The organism is Desulforhopalus singaporensis, assembly GCF_900104445.1.
In the GTDB taxonomy this organism is placed as follows: Bacteria; Desulfobacterota; Desulfobulbia; order Desulfobulbales; family Desulfocapsaceae; genus Desulforhopalus_A; species Desulforhopalus_A singaporensis.
On sequence record NZ_FNJI01000003.1, the window covers coordinates 134477 to 152155 of the forward strand.

The 17679-nt window shown below is 50.9% G+C and carries 16 protein-coding genes; 2 read left to right on the top strand and 14 right to left on the bottom strand.

Annotated features, from left to right (window positions below; translation table 11 throughout):
- Window positions 1-12: 12 nt before the first annotated feature.
- The 6 genes from BLQ17_RS02680 to BLQ17_RS02700 form a co-directional block, all read right to left on the bottom strand.
- Complete coding sequence (locus BLQ17_RS02680; protein WP_092219529.1) at window positions 13-1617, bottom strand: trimethylamine methyltransferase family protein; 1605 nt, start codon at window positions 1615-1617, stop codon at window positions 13-15.
- A 430-nt stretch (window positions 1618-2047) separates the two neighbouring features.
- A complete protein-coding gene (locus tag BLQ17_RS02685; protein ID WP_176761052.1) occupies window positions 2048-2782 on the bottom strand; it encodes a FadR/GntR family transcriptional regulator in 735 nt (244 codons plus the stop codon).
- A gap of 64 nt (window positions 2783-2846) precedes the next feature.
- The gene (locus BLQ17_RS02690; protein WP_092219693.1) at window positions 2847-3881 is read right to left on the bottom strand and encodes a threonine aldolase family protein; all 1035 of its coding nucleotides are present in this window, start codon (window positions 3879-3881) and stop codon (window positions 2847-2849) included.
- Between the two features lie 71 nt (window positions 3882-3952).
- Window positions 3953-4450 carry a hypothetical protein gene (locus BLQ17_RS22830; RefSeq protein WP_218121701.1) on the bottom strand — a complete coding sequence of 166 codons (498 nt, stop codon included), beginning with the start codon at window positions 4448-4450 and terminating at the stop codon, window positions 3953-3955.
- Window positions 4447-5940, bottom strand: coding sequence for a tripartite tricarboxylate transporter permease (locus tag BLQ17_RS02695; RefSeq protein WP_218121702.1), 1494 nt, complete (start codon window positions 5938-5940; stop codon window positions 4447-4449). The genes BLQ17_RS22830 and BLQ17_RS02695 overlap by 4 nt, the downstream gene beginning before the upstream one ends.
- A 60-nt stretch (window positions 5941-6000) precedes the next feature.
- The gene (locus BLQ17_RS02700) at window positions 6001-7080 is read right to left on the bottom strand and encodes a tripartite tricarboxylate transporter substrate-binding protein (RefSeq protein ID WP_092219533.1); all 1080 of its coding nucleotides are present in this window, start codon (window positions 7078-7080) and stop codon (window positions 6001-6003) included.
- Window positions 7081-7274: 194 nt separating this feature from the next.
- Here BLQ17_RS02700 and BLQ17_RS02705 point away from each other — a divergent pair, with 194 nt between their 5' ends.
- Together BLQ17_RS02705 and BLQ17_RS02710 are read left to right on the top strand one after the other, a co-directional pair.
- The gene (locus tag BLQ17_RS02705) at window positions 7275-7625 is read left to right on the top strand and encodes a hypothetical protein (RefSeq protein ID WP_092219535.1); all 351 of its coding nucleotides are present in this window, start codon (window positions 7275-7277) and stop codon (window positions 7623-7625) included.
- An 80-nt stretch (window positions 7626-7705) separates the two neighbouring features.
- Complete coding sequence (locus tag BLQ17_RS02710; RefSeq protein ID WP_092219537.1) at window positions 7706-8209, top strand: hypothetical protein; 504 nt, start codon at window positions 7706-7708, stop codon at window positions 8207-8209.
- Window positions 8210-8427: 218 nt separating this feature from the next.
- Here the strand turns inward: BLQ17_RS02710 and BLQ17_RS02715 are convergent, their stop codons facing one another.
- From BLQ17_RS02715 to BLQ17_RS02750, 8 genes are all read right to left on the bottom strand, one after another.
- Window positions 8428-9144: a MerR family transcriptional regulator gene (locus BLQ17_RS02715; RefSeq protein ID WP_092219539.1), complete on the bottom strand. Its 717-nt coding sequence runs from the start codon at window positions 9142-9144 to the stop codon at window positions 8428-8430.
- A gap of 324 nt (window positions 9145-9468) precedes the next feature.
- On the bottom strand, window positions 9469-11343 hold the full coding sequence (locus tag BLQ17_RS02720) for an anthranilate synthase family protein (RefSeq protein ID WP_092219541.1): 1875 nt from the start codon (window positions 11341-11343) through the stop codon (window positions 9469-9471).
- A 516-nt stretch (window positions 11344-11859) separates the two neighbouring features.
- The gene (locus tag BLQ17_RS02725; RefSeq protein ID WP_092219543.1) at window positions 11860-12708 is read right to left on the bottom strand and encodes an MBL fold metallo-hydrolase; all 849 of its coding nucleotides are present in this window, start codon (window positions 12706-12708) and stop codon (window positions 11860-11862) included.
- A 402-nt stretch (window positions 12709-13110) separates the two neighbouring features.
- Window positions 13111-13863: a FadR/GntR family transcriptional regulator gene (locus BLQ17_RS02730; RefSeq protein ID WP_092219545.1), complete on the bottom strand. Its 753-nt coding sequence runs from the start codon at window positions 13861-13863 to the stop codon at window positions 13111-13113.
- A gap of 214 nt (window positions 13864-14077) precedes the next feature.
- Window positions 14078-15136, bottom strand: a complete 1059-nt coding sequence (gene modC / locus BLQ17_RS02735; protein ID WP_092219547.1) for a molybdenum ABC transporter ATP-binding protein — start codon at window positions 15134-15136, stop codon at window positions 14078-14080.
- Window positions 15126-15815: a molybdate ABC transporter permease subunit gene (gene modB / locus BLQ17_RS02740; protein WP_092219549.1), complete on the bottom strand. Its 690-nt coding sequence runs from the start codon at window positions 15813-15815 to the stop codon at window positions 15126-15128. The genes modC and modB overlap by 11 nt, the downstream gene beginning before the upstream one ends.
- Before the next feature lie 29 nt (window positions 15816-15844).
- A complete protein-coding gene (modA, locus tag BLQ17_RS02745) occupies window positions 15845-16600 on the bottom strand; it encodes a molybdate ABC transporter substrate-binding protein (protein WP_092219551.1) in 756 nt (251 codons plus the stop codon).
- Between the two features lie 63 nt (window positions 16601-16663).
- Window positions 16664-17467, bottom strand: coding sequence for a TOBE domain-containing protein (locus BLQ17_RS02750; protein ID WP_245694948.1), 804 nt, complete (start codon window positions 17465-17467; stop codon window positions 16664-16666).
- Window positions 17468-17679: the final 212 nt, after the last annotated feature.

Here is a 17679-nt window from a genome sequence, read left to right on the forward strand (position 1 = left end):
CACCATGAGGTTTTATATTGCAGGGCTGTCCCCATCCGAAAACATCGCCTGAACATGTTGCATATCGGTTTTTCTGACACCGCTTTCCCGGAGAAAGGACTTGATAGTATCGTGCACAGACTGCTCCAGAAAAGGAACTTCATACGCCCCAAGCATTTTTTTAAGCTTTGTGTTGATCTTCGCAGAAAATTGCTCACAAGGCGAAACAGCGTCGGTTAAAGTTCCCGAAGTTGCGATATCGGAGATCCACGACTCTTTCCGGCAATTATTCATGGTATGGCGGTGGGTCAGGAACTGACCTCTGCCTACGACCTCTTCAATCACGTCGCGCGCCAGGCTGTCTTCGTTGATCGTGATATCGCGGAAATACCTTTCGGCAAGACCTATCACTTCCAGATCGGTAATGAATTTCTCATACGACATCGCCGAGTAACCATCCAGGATACCCGCGCTATGGATAATCAGGTCGACCTCCTGATCAAGGGTAACAAACATATTGAGCATACTCTCATAACCGCTCTGAGCCGTAACACCGTTTGCGTTAGAACTGGCCCCGCCGCACCGTATCGGCACACCGTACATCCGCGCCAGGCCAACACAATATTTCAAAGCGATCGCCTGAAGCGGCGACCCCACGTTGACACCGCCTGTCCGCATATCAACAGGCGTGGCATTAATGCCCATGACCACCGGGGTCTCCGCACGGATCATCTGGGCAATTGCCATACCGACAAGGGCTTCGGCATTGGCCTGAGCTATGCTGCCGGCAAGGGTTGCGGGGCTTGTCGTTCCCGTCATCACTCCCGATGAAATAACAAGCGGCTGGCCGTGGCTGGCATACAGCGAGATTGTATCGAGGCTGTTCCGATCAATCTGCATAGGACTCAGAGTATTAACAAGGGCGATAATGCGCGGTTTATCGATCAGCTCACTCTTTTCTCCGAACAAAATATTGAGAAATGCCATCACCTCGGCCACCTCTTCAGCTGTACCGGGCTGTCCCATGATACACTTGTCGGAAAAAGCGGCCGTTGCATAAGTCATCAGGAGGTTGGCCTTATCGACCGAGATATCCGATGGCTGGACCAGAATTCCTCCGTTGAGATGAAATCCCGGAAACACATGAACCAGTTTTAACAAGTTCACGTAATCGGCCATAAGACCGTTGCGGCGAGTTCCGTCTCCGTTGATAATCGAAGGACATCCGTACCCGGCCGAATATTCAGTGCTTCCATTGCCGATAACCATATCGTACTTGGAATTTCTACCAAAGATCCTGAATTGGGCCGGTATCTTTTCAACCTCCGCCATCAACTGTTTCCTGGTGAAAAACACCACGTCACCGACCACTTTCACCGAACTGTTCCGCACCAGTTCGACAATTTCCCGATGATGCAGCCGGACACCGACGTTTTCAATAAGCGACATTGACGTTTGGTGAATTTTATCCAGGCTGTCCCGCATACCAAGCTCCCATTTACCGCTATCTGACGTTTTTACGCCTGACTCACGCACCGAAACAAAGCACACCACACCCGGGATATCCGGCGCGCCAGGCGCCACTACTCCGGACATAAAGTACAGAGCACAGACACAATTGATATGATCTATTGCCATAGATATACTTTAGACATAGGATCACGTCAACGTTTAATATGGAAAGATGGCAACATTCCCCTCGCAAGTTCATATCTATATTGCTGAACATGAGAATTGTTTACAGGAATAACGGGCAATTGTGGATGAAGAGAGGCATGATGTCCAGGCGGGATCGAGGTGTTTCCTTTACTCCGAACATGGGGCAGGGCGCTATCGGTTGGTGAAAAAGCGGTTACTGTGGTGGCAGGTCACCTGGGCAACTGCTGCCATGGATTTACGGGGATACGGTCAACGCCCGCGGAGTTATTACGCATAAACCGCAAAAGGCAATATCGGTTTGCCGGCGCAACATGCTGGAAGGATAGCTCAATGGATACATTGTGCCGACACTTGATCACCAAAGTGTCGGTTGTCTTGAATGCCCGTCGGTCTATTGCTCTGAAGACGACTACGATTGATCCTCACCAAGAATTCGTTCGATCGAATGTAAGTGTTTGGACATTTTCTTTTTTGCCAGTTCGGAATTACGACTCTTCACCGCTTCGAAAATTTCATTATGATCGCTGAGATACTTTTCGCGCGCGGCCTGATCTTGCGAAACTTCCAGGCGTGTTTTGCTCAATATATCGTTGATCCGGACGGTGACACTGTAAAAGATGCTATTGCCTGTCGATTTTGCCAGGGCAAGATGGAAATCCTCCCCTAGCTCGTTCAGGCGGGCTACATCCCATGTGAGTCGTTGCCGATCCAATATCGCTTCCAGATTCTTGATATCTTCTGCTGAAGCGTTGGCGCCGGCCAGGTAGGCTATGTGTGGCTCGAGAAAGTGCCTGAATTCAAAAACATCTTTTATCTTCCCCTTCTCGCTCTCAATGGCCAGAGCAAGCAGTTCCGCCACCGATGGTTCTTTACCATAAACCACATAGGTCCCGCTGCCCAGTCTGCTTTTCAGGACCCCTTGCTCTTGAAGACTGTGGATTGCTTCACGCACGGAATAACGGGAAACCTTGAAAATTTTGGCCAGTTCGCGTTCGGGTGGAAGCTGATCCCCGTTTTTTAACTTGCCGTCCTCTATAAGCCCCTTGATTTGTGCACTTATCTCTTCGTACACCTTCGGACGGTTTATCGCCTTGAGTTTTTTCCCCGAGGGATAGAGGTCGAGAGTGTTTTTCTTTTCTGCCATTGTTTGAACATAGTTATTGTTTCCGGATATCATACCAGAAAACGAGCCAACCTGAAAAACTGTTTCACCCTTTGGCAATTCGACCTATCACGGCTATTGCCCTGCTGATATCCTGATCGTTTACGTCTAAATGGGTTACGGCCCTTATACCCGAGAATCCGCAACTCTTCAATAGCACCCCGGATTCCATCGCCTGTTGGACAAAAGTTTCCACCGCAATATTCAGGGGGGATATATCAAAAGTAACGATATTGGTGTCAATCAACGCCGGATCGATCTCTATGCCGGGGATTCCAGACAACCCCTCAGCCAATCGATTTGCCCTGGCATGATCTTCGGCAAGCCTTGCCCGGTTGTGCTCCAGCGCAAAGATGCCGGCAGCCGCCAGGGACCCGGCCTGGCGCATGGTCCCTCCAAGCATCTTGCGAAGCCTGATGGCTTTATCAATATTGTCACGGGAGGAGACTATCATTGAACCGACCGGGGCACCCAGCCCCTTGGAGAGGCAAAAGACCACTGTATCGCAGCAGCGTGCCGCTTGTGCCGGTGAATAACCTCCTGCCTGGCACCCATTGAAAAGACGGGCGCCATCTATATGGACCGCCAGATTCAGGCGTCGGGCCTCCTGCCATATTGCCTCAAGCTCAGCCAGGCGATAAAAGGCTCCGGAGCCTTTGACAGTCGTGTTTTCAAGAGCTATCACCTTGACATTCGGATGATTTATTTTTTTAGAAGGCAGTGCGCTGACTATTTGCTCGACGCTCAGGATTCCCCGCGGGGTGGAAAGCGGTAAAAAAGAAATGCCCCAGAGAGCCGAAGCGGCAGCGCATTCTTTACGATAAATATGTGCTTGACTGTCACATACCACCTCATCTCCCTGGGACGCCAACAACCGCAGACAGATTTGATTTGACATGGTTCCACTGGGCACGAACAGAGCGGCCTCCTTGTCAAACATCGCCGCCACCTTGTTCTGCAACATTTTCACGGTGGGGTCGTCGCCATACCCGTCGTCACCGACTTCGGCGCGGTACATCGCCTTTTTCATTTCCTCGCAGGGGCGGGTTACGGTATCACTTCGTAAATCAATCTGGCTCATATCGAGAGTTTTTTGCTGTCCGAGAGTTGCAAACATCATAATAACGGGAAAGAAACGGTGGCCTCCTCAGCTCACCCCAAGGGCCAGGGGAGATTGACCAATTTCTGTATGAGTCCTTCAGGCCAGGAAACATTGAGCATTTTCGCGACAAAAGCGATAAACCCCAGCGCCGCCATCCCGGCTATGCACGAGTTGATAAGTTTTGCGCGGGCAATAAAGCGATAGACGAGAACAACAAAGATGCTCATTGCAAGAGGATAGCCTATCAACCAAATGCCACCATAAAGCGCTATGACAACACCGATCAGGAGTCCGGCCTTAAGCCACACTTCGGAGTGAGCAATGTCCCAGTCCGTCTCCAGATCCGAGAGCCCCATGCCGGAATCGGAGGCGATATTGCGGCGCAATCGCCAAATATCCTCGAACAGGTTGACAAGCGCCAGGACAAGGGCAAACACCCCTACTGCAAGCGGAAACATCCGGGCCAGATATACATATCCCAGGGCGGAATATGAAACGTAGGAAAACAGCGCGACGAAAAAAAGAGAAAATAGGATCGATCCATTCATTGTTTAGCCTCTGATTTTTGTGCGGCTTTGTCTATAGCTGCAGTCTTCCTCAGGCCCAATATCAAGGAAATTACGATGATGGCTCCTATGACCAGTACCCCCGGGCGCCATAGCCAGGTCCAGCCGAACCGCTGAGCGCTTATAAATAGATATGTCTCCAGATTGGCTGCCAGGACGTACCCGATAAGTGCCGCAGGACGGGGCCATCCGAACTGTTTCATGATCCAGCCAAGTATGCCCATGACCAGAAGCGCGATAAGGTCACCCCAGGTTTGTGTCGCCTGATAACAGGCAAGGGTTATGATGAGGATCATGAAAGGAGCGATATAGGCATACCGGACCTTGGTCAGCTGGGCGATGGGCCGAGCCAAGATCACGCAGAGTGCCGCACCGACTATATTTGCCAGGGCGAGGCTCCAGACAGAGGTATAAACCAGATCAAGGTGTTCGGTAACCATCGACGGCCCCGGCTGAATACCAAGAATCAACATACCTCCCAGAAACACGGCCATTGAGCCGGAGCCCGGGATGCCAAAGAGCAGCGTCGGGATCAGCCCTCCACCTTCCTTGGCGTTATTGGCGCTTTCCGGTGCGATCACTCCTCGGATATCGCCTTTACCGAATTGCGGTTTATCTTTGGTAATCTGTACAACATGGCCGTAAGCGATCCAGTCGACCACAGATCCGCCCAACCCCGGCAGAAATCCGATGATCACACCAATAAAGCTGCAACGAAGGACAAGCAACTTGTGGGCCAGGGCGTCTTTGACTCCTTTTACCCAGCCCCTGCCTATTGTTGTCTTTTCCGAGATGGCTTTTCCTTTAATCAGCAGATCAATTATCTCAGGGAATGCAAAAAGCCCCAGCCCGACAACCACCAGCGGAATACCGTCCATCATATACTCGGTCCCGAAGGTAAAGCGATATTCGGCAGCGGCCGGGGCGGCGCCGATGGCCCCGATAACAAGCCCCAGGCATGCGGCCAGAAGACCGCGAATCGGTCTTTTTCCGGCGAGAATTCCGACCATGGAGAGCCCGAGAACCGTGAGCATAAATAGTTCGGGTGAGCCGAAAGCGAGGATCAGCGGCTTGGCAATGGGGATGACCAGAGATAATGTTACCGCACCAACCAATCCCCCCATTAAAGATGCAGTAAAAGCCGCACTGAGCGCTCGGGTGGCTTCCCCTCGCTTTGCCATGGGATATCCGTCCATGATCGTTGCCTGGGAGGCCGCCGACCCCGGAATACCCATCAGCACCGAAGGAAAAGTATCCGAAGTAGGAATGACCGCCACCATTCCCACAAGCAGTGCAAAAGCGATATCAGGTTCCATTCCATAAATTACCGGCAATAAGATCGACATGCCGACAATACCGCCAAGCCCTGGCAATACACCTATGGACAACCCGGCAAGAACACCTGTAACCAACCAAACAATATGGGAAAATGTAAAAATCGTGACAAATGACTGACTGAGAGCTTCCAGCATTGTTGAACCCCAATTGGAGCTGGCCTCTGCTGCGACACGCAGAGGCCAGCTCTCCAGATATTAGTCGATGACTACTTCATAACGGTCCTTGAGCCAGTTGATCAACCACTGTTTATCCGTCTCCGGAACATTCAGGACTGCATTGAATGCTTTTTCAGCGGAGACGCCCACCATCTGCCGGGCTCCGCCAAGAGTGGTCTGCAATGATTTTTCGAACTCGGGATCTGCGAGGGTGTCCTGTGCCGCTTTCCTGAATGCCGCAACTACATCCTCAGGCGTCCCCTTTGGCAGCCACATACACTTTTGAATACCAAAAGCCGCGGTGAAAAAGGCTTTCCATGCCTCCCACGCAGGACCAGAAGGTTTCTTGCCATGTACCATCTCGTACGCTTCCGGGAAACTTGGCAACTCAGGAGCGATCGGGTCACGGACAATATTGCCCTGTTCATCGAACACACCGTAGCTGAACAGAGGCACAGCCTTGCCCTGCTCGACCAGAGGCAGTACATTCTTCACATATGCGGGCACACTCTGCAGGTCAATGCTGGCCTCGCCCTGTTCATATGCTACCCGACCCGCACCACGACCCTTGTAGCCAAAGACTGCCTTCACCTTCATACCCAGCATCTCATAGGCCAGAAGAGCGACCAAATCGTCCGAGGTGGCGCCCTGGGAAGCGTATACCAACTCTTCCGTTAATCCCTTGACATCAGCGACGCTCTTGACCCCAAATTTAGGATCGATGTACGTAATGCCGTCCACCGGAGACCCGAAGACGATGTTGTAGTCCTTGAATTCATAGGCCACCTCTTTCTTGCCCAGCAGATAGTGGAGAATTGTCGAACCTGAGCTTCCGACTGCAGTCAATCCGTCCGGCTTTGCCTTGCGATGAAAATAGTTAACCCCTGTGATACTGGCCGCCCCAGGCATGTTCTTCACAACTACGGTAGGCTCGCCGGGAAGATATTTGGACAGGTAGGGAGAATAAACCCGAGACCAGACATCACTCCCGCCACCAACCCGGTACGGAATGATCCACGTTACTGTTTCCCCGGAAAAATCCACGGCTTTAGCCATTCCTGACAAACTTCCGCCCGCGACAACCAGCAGCGTTAACAAGAAAACCAGTTTTTTTGCCATCTTGCCCTCCTTTTGAACAATATTTTTATACTTGTTTCATCAACAACATCCAAAACAGTGAACAGAGCAGTCTGTTTTGACATGTTAACAGCCTCCCTCCCGTCACCATTAAACCAAGAGGTCCAACACTGAACCAATTTGTAATATAGGACCAATAGAACCAATTCCCGGACCAATGTCAAGAGAAGAAGATCGTGAACCCCGATCATAAAACAGGGCTTTACAGGGAAATTTTACCCAGGATGGTGACAGCTACCGATATTTTGGGTACCCCGTTTCAATACCATATAGAAGAACCAGGCAACAGCCCTGGAGTTATGCTTCAACTGCTTCTCTGTAGCAGGCATCAAATAGGCGATTTGCGCAAATACGTCTTGATAAGTCGTTATGATTTCAAAACGATGATACGCGAGCAGAAATACCCTCTAGGGGGGGCTGAAATGAAGAAAGGAATGGCAACGACGGCACTGACGCTTTCACTGATTGCCAACGCCGGGCAGATTACATCGGCGGCTGACCTGGATCCAACACTGAGCCAGTGTTAGTACCTTAATGTACAATGCCACGTATAATTCCGTATATTATGATTCCTCGGCAAGCATTGAATCGGCGACGGATTTTGACAATGCGACGGCTGCCACAGAAACAGGATTCTACGGCACCGCTGACGGATCCGGTTGACGCCGACGATAATGCTGCTATCTTGCTGATAATCGATGAAGATATCGTGAACCCAGGCGGCAGTGAAACCAATTTTGATGCCTTTTGCGGCAACGAACCCTGTGCCAAGCTAGCTCTTGGCGAGCTTAATGCGAGCGTGGCCGATGACAGCCAGGTAGTTGTCGGCAATCCTCAGGATATGACAGGACTCAACGCGGCGATGTATGATAGAGCCTATAACGCGGCACTTGGTGTCACAACCGGCACTGATATAGTCACCATTGATGATACCACTACGTATAATTATGTTATTGGCGCAAAAGCTGTATATCTTAACAATGTTCTGGAAAGCCTCAACGCTCCCGTCCCCACCGTTACTGCTTATAGCAACGGCCGCTTCGGCATCGGCGTCAATATTTCGGAGCTGGTTGACCTGCAGGCCGTCGTGAAAAATGAAGATTTCAGATAGTGAACCGCCGCGGGATGATTGACCCCGCTCAAGTTTGTCCCTGCTCCGGTTTCTTGACCAAATCCACAGTGGTGGAAAGTCTACTGTAATGTCGATTCCTAGAATCTATAACGGGCAAAACTCCTTTTATCGTAAAGGAATTTAACAGTTTGCCTGTTGTACAAAACATCTTACACACACCCAATGACCATATTGTCTTCGCTATTTTTCATTTTGCTTCACTGATCACCTTGTTCTGACCTGATGATACCAAGGTTCCGCTCCACCTCCTCTTTTACCAGCCGATGGGAGAGATGGTAGAAAAATACGGCCACAATCTCGGTATAAATTTCACTCAATTCATGAATCTGCTCCGGCGGGACCTTGTCTTTGGTACCGTACGCGAAATCCTTACCCACCTTGGCAGCAATATCATGAAGCATATCCCGTATTTCTTTTATGGCATCCCGCCGAAACCCTCGCTCATAAGAGATACCGAGCCTTCTCATCTCCCCGATAACCCGACCGATAGTCAAATCGTGATGTGAATACACTTTTTGATCACCAACGAGTTTGGGAGTGATAATCTCCCATTTCTCAAAGTCTTCAAGACGCTCGGGGCTTATGCCGGTAAGTTCGAGAAACGTAGTCTCACTGTGAACATCCTGGGCCAGGAGCTGGTCGAGCGGCCTTAAGAACTCGATCTTGGTCTTCAGGACCGAGCTGTTGCCGGCACTATTTTCCTGTTCTTCCAGCACTTTTTTGATAGTTTCAAGCGGAAAACAGAGTTGCTCGTGCAACTGTCGGATAATTTTTATCCGCTCTACGTGTGCTTCGCTGTATTCAGCCTGGTTGGGACTGGTTTTCTTGGGGCGCTGCAACAACCCCTCTCTGGTGTAAAAATGAATGGTCTGTCTACTTACCCCAGTTATTTCTATCAGTTCTTTTATTCTCACTCTGTCCCTGCTTTGATGTGATTGTTCGCCTTATTATTACTTTTGCCTGAATCAAACAGCAACGCCTTGATTAGTCAATGAAAATTTAGGGACAAAATGTGACCACCACATTATTTGTGTACCAGCCTGAAAGTGAGTGTTTTGCATGTCTTTAAGCTGCCTCACAACCACCTGCTCTTTTTTAAAAAGTGGTGGAAAAAGAGGCAAGTTTTCAACAGACAACGAAGATGAAATAGCATTGTTGTGCGTAACATGCCCCTTAGGTGAAACCAGCCCTACTCTCGTCACTGATACAGTGCGGTACAAGGTTGACGGGCCTGCCGGTCAACTCAGCAAGCGATTGACAGTGTCCTGCAAAATTAAAAAACCGTTCTGGGTCAACAGTGATTCCGGATGAAACTGGTAGCCGATAAAAGATGGTCCCCGGATTCCCACCAGCTCATTGGATTCGACAAGGGTTGCGAACTCCATGCCAACCATATCCCCCGGGGTCTGGGGGGCAAAGGTGTTGTAGAAACCGACCAGCTCATTCTGGCCAAAGAGGTCGATTCGCATTTGTGTTCCCTGCAGTGGACGTTCCTTGCGCCGGACCTCGATACCAAGAGTTCGACAGAGAATCTGGTGGCCGAGGCAAATGAACAGCGACGGTTTTTTCCTCGTTACCAGTTCTTCTGCTATCCGCAGGTTGATGGAGATTTTCTGCACCTCGTCCTCATTTGGGTTTCCAGGGCCGGGGCCGAGCAGCGTCAGGTCGCTGTCGTCATGGTCCATGTCATATTCGTCAAACCGTATCACCGTTACAGAGATATCCATGCAGCTGAACATATGGGCCAACATATAGACGAAATCATCCTCGTTGTGGATTATGGTTATCCGTATCTTTTCCTTCCTGGTCCGGATGTTCCTTGCGTCCTGCCTGAAGAACCAGAAGTTTGAGAGATTCTGGTTGCGCTGCACCAGCGTCTCAATTATTTCATCATCGTTATAGAGTCGGGTGAGTTCCGGCGGTCTGGCCGGGACAAAGCTGTTAGGAACGATGGTGGAGAGCAGGGCAGCCCCCTTGGCCTTGGTCTCAGCAACCTCCTCTTCCGGTACGGAGTTCTTTACCAGGGTTGCTCCAACGCTGAACTGCAGAAGGCCGTCACCGTCGATCTCGATGGTCCGTATGGTGATGGGGGCATCGAGAAAATCCTGGCCGTCTTCCTCCCTGCCGACCAGCATCATGGCGCTGCCGTAATACCTGCGAGAGGCAGTGGAATATTTTTTTATTATGTTGCATGCATTCTCCACCGGACTGCCGACCACAGTGGCAGCAAACATCGAATCTTTGAAGAGTTCAAAGATATCTTTATCGCTCTCGCCAGACAACAGGTATTCGGAATGTATAACCCTCGACATTTCCTTGATCAGGGGTCCTATAATGGCTCCGCCCCGATCACACATCCGTGCCATCATTTTCAGCTCTTCGTCAACCACCATGAAAAGTTCGTCGATCTCCTTTTCGTCCTGCAAAAACTTCAACAAGTCCGCCTTAAAAGCCTTACGGCTCCTCCAGTCCCGATCCTTCCGGAAGGTACCGCTGATCGGATTCATCTTGACCCGACAGCCGGAAACCGACAGATGACGTTCCGGTGTTGAACCGATAAAAGTACGATGGGTATCGTAAAAGAGAAATTTCCAGTAAGTGCCGTAGTCGTTTTCCACCAGTGACTTGAAAATCGCCAATGCCTTTCGCACCGAAAAATCTGCTATTTTCCCTCGACCGTTGCGGGGAATCACAAAATTTGCCCCTTCGCCGTTACCGATCTCATTTTCCACGATCTCTTTAATTATCCGTCCATATTCTTCTTCCGTAGTGTCGTAACTGATATCTCTGGACAGTCGGATATCTTCATCGACAAGAGCACCAAGTAACGTTTGAGCATCGAGCTCCTCCTGTCGATCAATACGGATAGTCAGGATTTCTTCCCCGCCGTCATGGGCTTTGTAACCGCGTTCACTTATCTGGCGGAACGGAACAACACTTATCGTATCGTAGCTTCGACCGCCGCTGGTCGACCCGACACGGCGGGGGATGTCCTGAATGGCACGACAACACCCATTCTCTCCTGAAAGAAAGAGGATATCTTCACTGTCCTGCTTCTGGATAAGGCAGAACGGGGTGGCGCCGGTGGTGATAGTGTCAATGAGTTGTTGCATGATTGCTCTCCTGTTACAGTTTCAATGATGACCACTCCGGATGCGGGCCTCTGCAAAACAGAAAAGCGTAAAAAAAAGGCCCCTGCAAACCGGGTTCGGTCTGCAAGGGCCTTTTTTTACTTCTAAAGTAAGAATCTACACCATGCCGTCACCGACTCCCCGTCGCCATATTGCGCCAGCTCCGCCAATTACGCCAACTGGTGGTGTTTGCATGGACTGCAGTATTGGGGAGAGTAACTTTCACGGTGTCCTTTTTGATTAGGTATTTTTTCACAAAACGATGCACTGACAATGATCAAAATCATACAGCTTGTCAACAAAATTTCAGACAGCGGCCGCAGGTGGGGCGAATAGCGGTACTATTGAAATAAGCATCCCAGCTCTGTATTCTTTCTGTAAACATTGATGCAGTTGGTCCAGGTGACATTTGTCCGTTTGCATTGAAACCTACCGGTTGTTCCTGTCAGGTCGAGTGCGGAATCATACACTTTCATGGTTGCCAGGCTAGCCCTATGATCAAATATCAAAACGGCTTCCTGTCCGCAGGTCCTGAAGCCGGTCACCCATGACAGACTTTAAAATGCTGAATGCCTTTTTGCCGGTGCAATGCCCTGTAAATGTAACCTCAACGGGATAATCCAAAACTGATTTACCCAATTTCTCAATATCCTTCCTTGTTCCCGCCATAAAATGAAACGGAGGCGAGGCCACAAGATGAAATCCGCCGACAACCGCCTTTATGGGGACGCCCTCAAATTCTCTTGCAACAGTGTCGATCATGTTGAGAATACCGTTGTGGGAACAACCGGTGAAAATTACCAGCTTTTCATTCTCTTTGATGGCCATGACAATTTCATGGGAGAATTCATCAGGCGACAGCCTTCCTTCCGTTTTCAAGTAAAGATGTTTGTTTCCAAGGGGTTTGGGATACGTGTCGACTATTTGGGGGAAAATAAAGACATCGGGAAGAATTTCAGTGGGTCCGCCGACGAACTCAAAGCGTTGCCGGTGATGATCCATGATGTCCCGGTCCAGGCCGATATATTTTTTCAAAAATCCCATAATCTTGATAAAACACTCACCATCAGGTGCATCCGCAAGAAACACCTTGGCGCTGGAATTAAGCTCAAAAAACCGTTTAAGACCACCGCCATGATCAAAATGATGGTGCGACAGAACCGCCGCGTCGAAGGAATCGACCTGTATTGACAAATGTTTCGCGTTATCGACAAATGCACCTGAGGCCCCGGTATCAAAAAGAATCGAGTGATTATTAACCTCAATGCATAAAGATAAGCCCCACTCTGAAGAAAGCCCCGGTTCGGTGATGCTCTCCCGGTTTTCAATCAAGGTTGTTATTTTCATGTGCCGATCCCCTTTTATGCCAAAACTATTTCAGGCTCAATGCTGCAGATCACTTAAAAAAAACACAACATTTCAACAAGAAAGAAGACACATATTTCCCTAACACATACAGTAACAATCGTCAACAATACAAATTTTCCAGAGCGCGTTTCCAGACAATCAGAAGCCCCGGCAGCGGGGAAAAAACAGATCCTGCAAGGGCACGCAGATCAAGGTGGGATATTTCCAATCGAGGTTACCGTTTCCGGTTGGCAGTACGGATTGATATCCGCACTATTGTCAGTCAGGCTTGTCAGAACCTTTATGGCGGTGAAGTCTACATGATAGAGCAAGAAATCGATCCGGTCATCCCGCCGGATTACGATGCGCCACCATTGATATCTTGAGCCGAACAATTCTCATTTAATCTTCGCCGGTGATATATTTGTCGCGGTTCGTTTTAGTCGCAACAGCTCTTCGGGGCAGGTTCAGGTGGTTGCGCATACACCTGACCGCATGAAATTCCTCGCCCTCGATGATATGCTCAAGGACCTCCTCGACGCTGTCCGTCGCATCTTTTCGGTATTGCGATGTCTGAGAATACACTGCGAGATCAAGGTTTTTATGCATCATTTCATGAAGCATCCTGATCATGGCTCCGGCAGCCCTGAATCCGACGGTGTTGCCGATTGCCACATGGAATTCCAGGTCCGCGTCTATATACTCTTTTTTTTCATCGACGCCGGCGCGCATTTTTTCAACTATCTGTTTCAGACGCCTGATCCCCTTGCTGTCGATCTGCTGGCAGGCGATCTTTACCATATGACACTCTATGAGCTCTCTCAGCTCAAAGAGTTCATAGGGGGATGCGTTGGCTAAATCATCCTCCATGGTTGATATTATAGTCTGGTTCAAAGGCAGTTCCTCGCGAACAAACATGCCTCTGCCGTGAGCCACCTCGACATATCCCATTATCTGCAGAGCGTTGATCGCTTCCCGTACCGAGGAGGTACCGACACCGAACACTTTGGCCAGTTCATTCTGCGGAGGTAGTTTCTGGCCGGGAATCAATTCTTCCGATTCAATTTGCGCGATTATCTTATTGGCGACAATTTCAGGAGTAGACTGCCCCTTCCTGTCCCCTTTTTTATAGTTTATCCCATTGGAATTTTTCATTTTTTTCAGACTATATTATTCCCTGTTCAAGTGATTTTCCCTGTTGCCGGAACAACCTGAGCAACCAGGTAAATATACTGTTGGATCAACAGGCTGTCCAGTCTGCATTTGGCAACGGTCCAAAGTAGAGAGGCCGCTCACCCCAGCAACAACCTCACCGACAGTTTCGACGCTGAAAGGCTGGGACTATCCACCAGGAGTTCCGGAAAACACTTCAATACAGCCTGTTGATAGCCGAAGCTTTCATAACAGCCACCACCTCGGCCCCTGGCCTGATGTCGAGTTCATGTACCGATTGCGGCACAATCTCGGCAATAAGGCTGTTGCCCCGGCAATCGAGTTCAACTCCCACCAGCCATTCGGTTGTATAGGTGTTGCGAACAGTGCATGCAAGCATGTTCCTGGCGCTGGCCGCCTCCGGATGTTTTTTAAAAAGGAGAATATCACGGCTGCTCAGGCTGAACCTGCCGCCTTCGGGGGCGGCGTGGCTCTTCACCACCATCAGCTCGACCTCTCCCCAGCGGTAACTCAGCAGGTCTCCATGATCCCTGTCGACGTCGAGCTCAAGCAGGTTGATGTACCCCCCGCCAGTTGTGCAGGCCTCTGCCCGGGCCAGCTCTTCGGTAGTGAGCTGCCTGGCCACCGCCCCCTCATGCATAACCAGAACATCGTCCGTCATCATCCTCATTTCATGCAGACTGTGGCTGATAAACAGTATAGGGATGGAAAATTCATTGAACACCCGCTGCAGATGCGGGATAATCTGGTATTTCAGCTGCCCGTCAAGGCCGGTCAGCGGCTCATCCATCAAGATCAGGTCGGGGCATGCGAGGATGGTCCGGCCAAGCGCCACCCGCTGCTTTTCCCCGCCGGACAATCTCGTCACCCTGCGATCCAGCAGCCTCTCCAGCTGCAGCACGGCGATGAGCTGTCCGGGATCGATATCCCCCCCGCCGGACCTCCTTCTTTTCATGCCATAGTAGAGATTTTTCCGCACATTCATGTGGGGAAACAGGTGGGCATGCTGAAAAACTACTCCTACTTTTCGTTTTTCCGGGGGCAGGTTAATTTTACGGTCGCTGTCAAAAAGGGTCTTGCCGTTGAGCCTGATAAATCCCCTGTCGGGGTCGACCAGTCCGGCCAGCATATTCATAAGCGTTGACTTACCGCTGCCGGACGGACCGAAGACACCGCACCTGGAACTTGTCAGGGTAAACTTCACCCGGCTGCCGAACCCCGGAAATCTCTTTTCTAAATCGACTTCAAGAAGCACGGCTGACTCCCATCGCCCGGTTAGCGGCTTCGCTGATCAGCAGTACCGTAAACGACAGCCCAATGGAGACCATGCACAGATTGAGGGCCATAGCATCTCCGCCCGGCGTACTGGTATATTGATAGATCGCCAGCGGAATGGTCTGGGTGACGCCTGGTATATTGCCGGCAAGAATAATGGTTGCCCCGAACTCGCCGAGACTGCGGGCGAACATAAGCGTCATCCCGGCGAGGGTCGCCTTGTACGACAGCGGGATGGTTATGCTGAACAGGGTATCCCACCATCCGGCGCCAAGAGTTCTCGAGGCGGTCATATAGTGGCGGTCTATACTCTCCATACCGATCCGGATGGAGCGGACCAGAAGGGGAAAACCGACCACCGCGGACGCGATTACCGCCCCCTTGAGGGTAAAGATAACATTGATGCCAATGCGCCCCAGTATTGCCCCGAGCCAGCCGTTTTTGCCAAATGACAGCAGCAGCAGATAGCCGATGACCACCGGCGGCAAAACAAGAGGCAGGTTTATCAGACCTTCCAGCAGCGCCTTGCCCCGCATGTTGCTGAAAGCCAACACATAGGCCGCACCATATCCCAGCGGCAGGGCCAGCAGCGTCGCACTGGTCGCCACCTGCAGGGATAACTTTATGGCGGTGATATCATCGAAAGTAAGGGAAAACATTTTCACATGTGGTTGTTTTGCTTATATTCTCACCGGGCGGGTTCGAAACCGTATTTACTTAGAATTTGTGATACCTGCGGCGAACCGATAAATTCATAGAACGATACCGCCAAAGCTTTTTTGGAGCCGCTGACCGTCAGCGCCAGCGGGTAGGACACCCTGTCGTACAACTCATCGGGGACGGTAAAGAGCACTGCAGCGTTTTGGGCAAGCAGCGCGTCGGTTCTGTACACAAAGGCACCGTCGACCTCCCCCCGGTCCGCATACAGTAACGCCTGCCGGACATCTTTGGCCATAACCAGCTTCCTGTCCCGCTTGAGGGGTTGGTAGATTCCGGCACCCTCCATCGCCTGTTTGGCGTACTGGCCAGCGGGTACGCTCTGCGGGGTACCGATGGCGATTTTTTCAAGGGATGTCAGCTGTGCCAGTTGCGACACCCCGCCCCCCGAGCGGCCTACAAATACCAGCTTGTTGAATGCGAAAATCCGACGGGTTGCTTCATCGATCATATGGTTGTCCGCAAGAAACCGCATCCACTTGGGGTTGGCCGACACGTACAGGTCGGCCGGCGCCCCCTGGGCAATCTGCTTGGCGAGGGATCCGGAAGAAGCGAAATTGGGCAGGATCCTGTCGTCGGGATCGTCCCCGGGGTATGCGCTGATAATTTCTTTGAAAGCATCGGTCATGCTTGCGGCAACCGAAACATAAAGCGATTCCCCGTAGGCAAACCCATGGCACCAAAGGGACAAAGCCAATATACAGAGCAGGATTTTGATTTTCTTCACATTTCCCTCGTACAGATAAAGAGTTTGCAATTCACACCAATCAGCCGGTCAAAACCGGAAAACCTAGACAATGGCCAGCAGCACATCGGTCGCCTTGATAACGGCCGTGAGAGGATCTCCCACTTTCAACCCGAGACGCCTGACGCTTGAGGACGTGATAATGGACGTTACCGCGCTCCCCCCCGGCAGATCAATGGTCACCTCGTCGTTGACGACGCCGGGAACAATATTCCCGACCGTGCCGACAAGAATGTTCCTTGCGGAAATCTTGGCCGGGTCAGTATCTTTGCCAAGCAGAACGCAGGAGGCCTTGACTATCACCATCACCTCGCTGTCCGGCGCCAGCTCCAACCGCCTGACCGAGTTGTCGGTTATCACGGAGCTGATCCTGTCCCCCCCCTTGAGCTGGATGTTCACCACGCAGTTGACAGCACCCTGCTCTATTTCCACAACCTTTCCTGCCCACACATTACGGGCGCTTATCTTCATTTCCAGCCTCCTGAGAGTCTTCAGGGTATCGAGGGCATCCTCCGGGTCGCCCGAAAAAAACTCCATAAACCGGGCGAATTCCTTTTCCAGCAGCCGGACATGGCGAAGCAGCTCTCGGCCCTCCCTGGTCAAGACAGTACCGCCCCCGCCGCTTCCCCCCGTCTGTTTGCTGACGAGCGGATAGGGAACTATATTGTTGAGCTGCTCCAGTTTCTGCCAGGCCGACTTGTAACTCAGCCCCACCGCCTTGGCGGCACTGTTGATGGAGCCCGTCTGGTCGAGCCTGCGCAGTAATTCAACAGCGGTGATGGAAGAGATCTCCCACCCCATTATCTTTCGCATCTCATCCGTTCCCGGCACGCTTTTTCCGTCCATCATCTGTCCGCTGGTTAGGTGATTACCCACTGTTTTCATTTTTTTGTTATACGTTGTTCCTTTTTGGAATAACGTATAACAAAAAAAAGCTGCATGTTAAAGAAAATTTATTCCCGGAAACGATTTCCAATGCCAAAAGAAAGGAACCGGCCTTGATTGCTGCACGGTGGCAGGAGCTGCCGTAAATAGAGTCCGATGCTAGCAAACAACCGGAA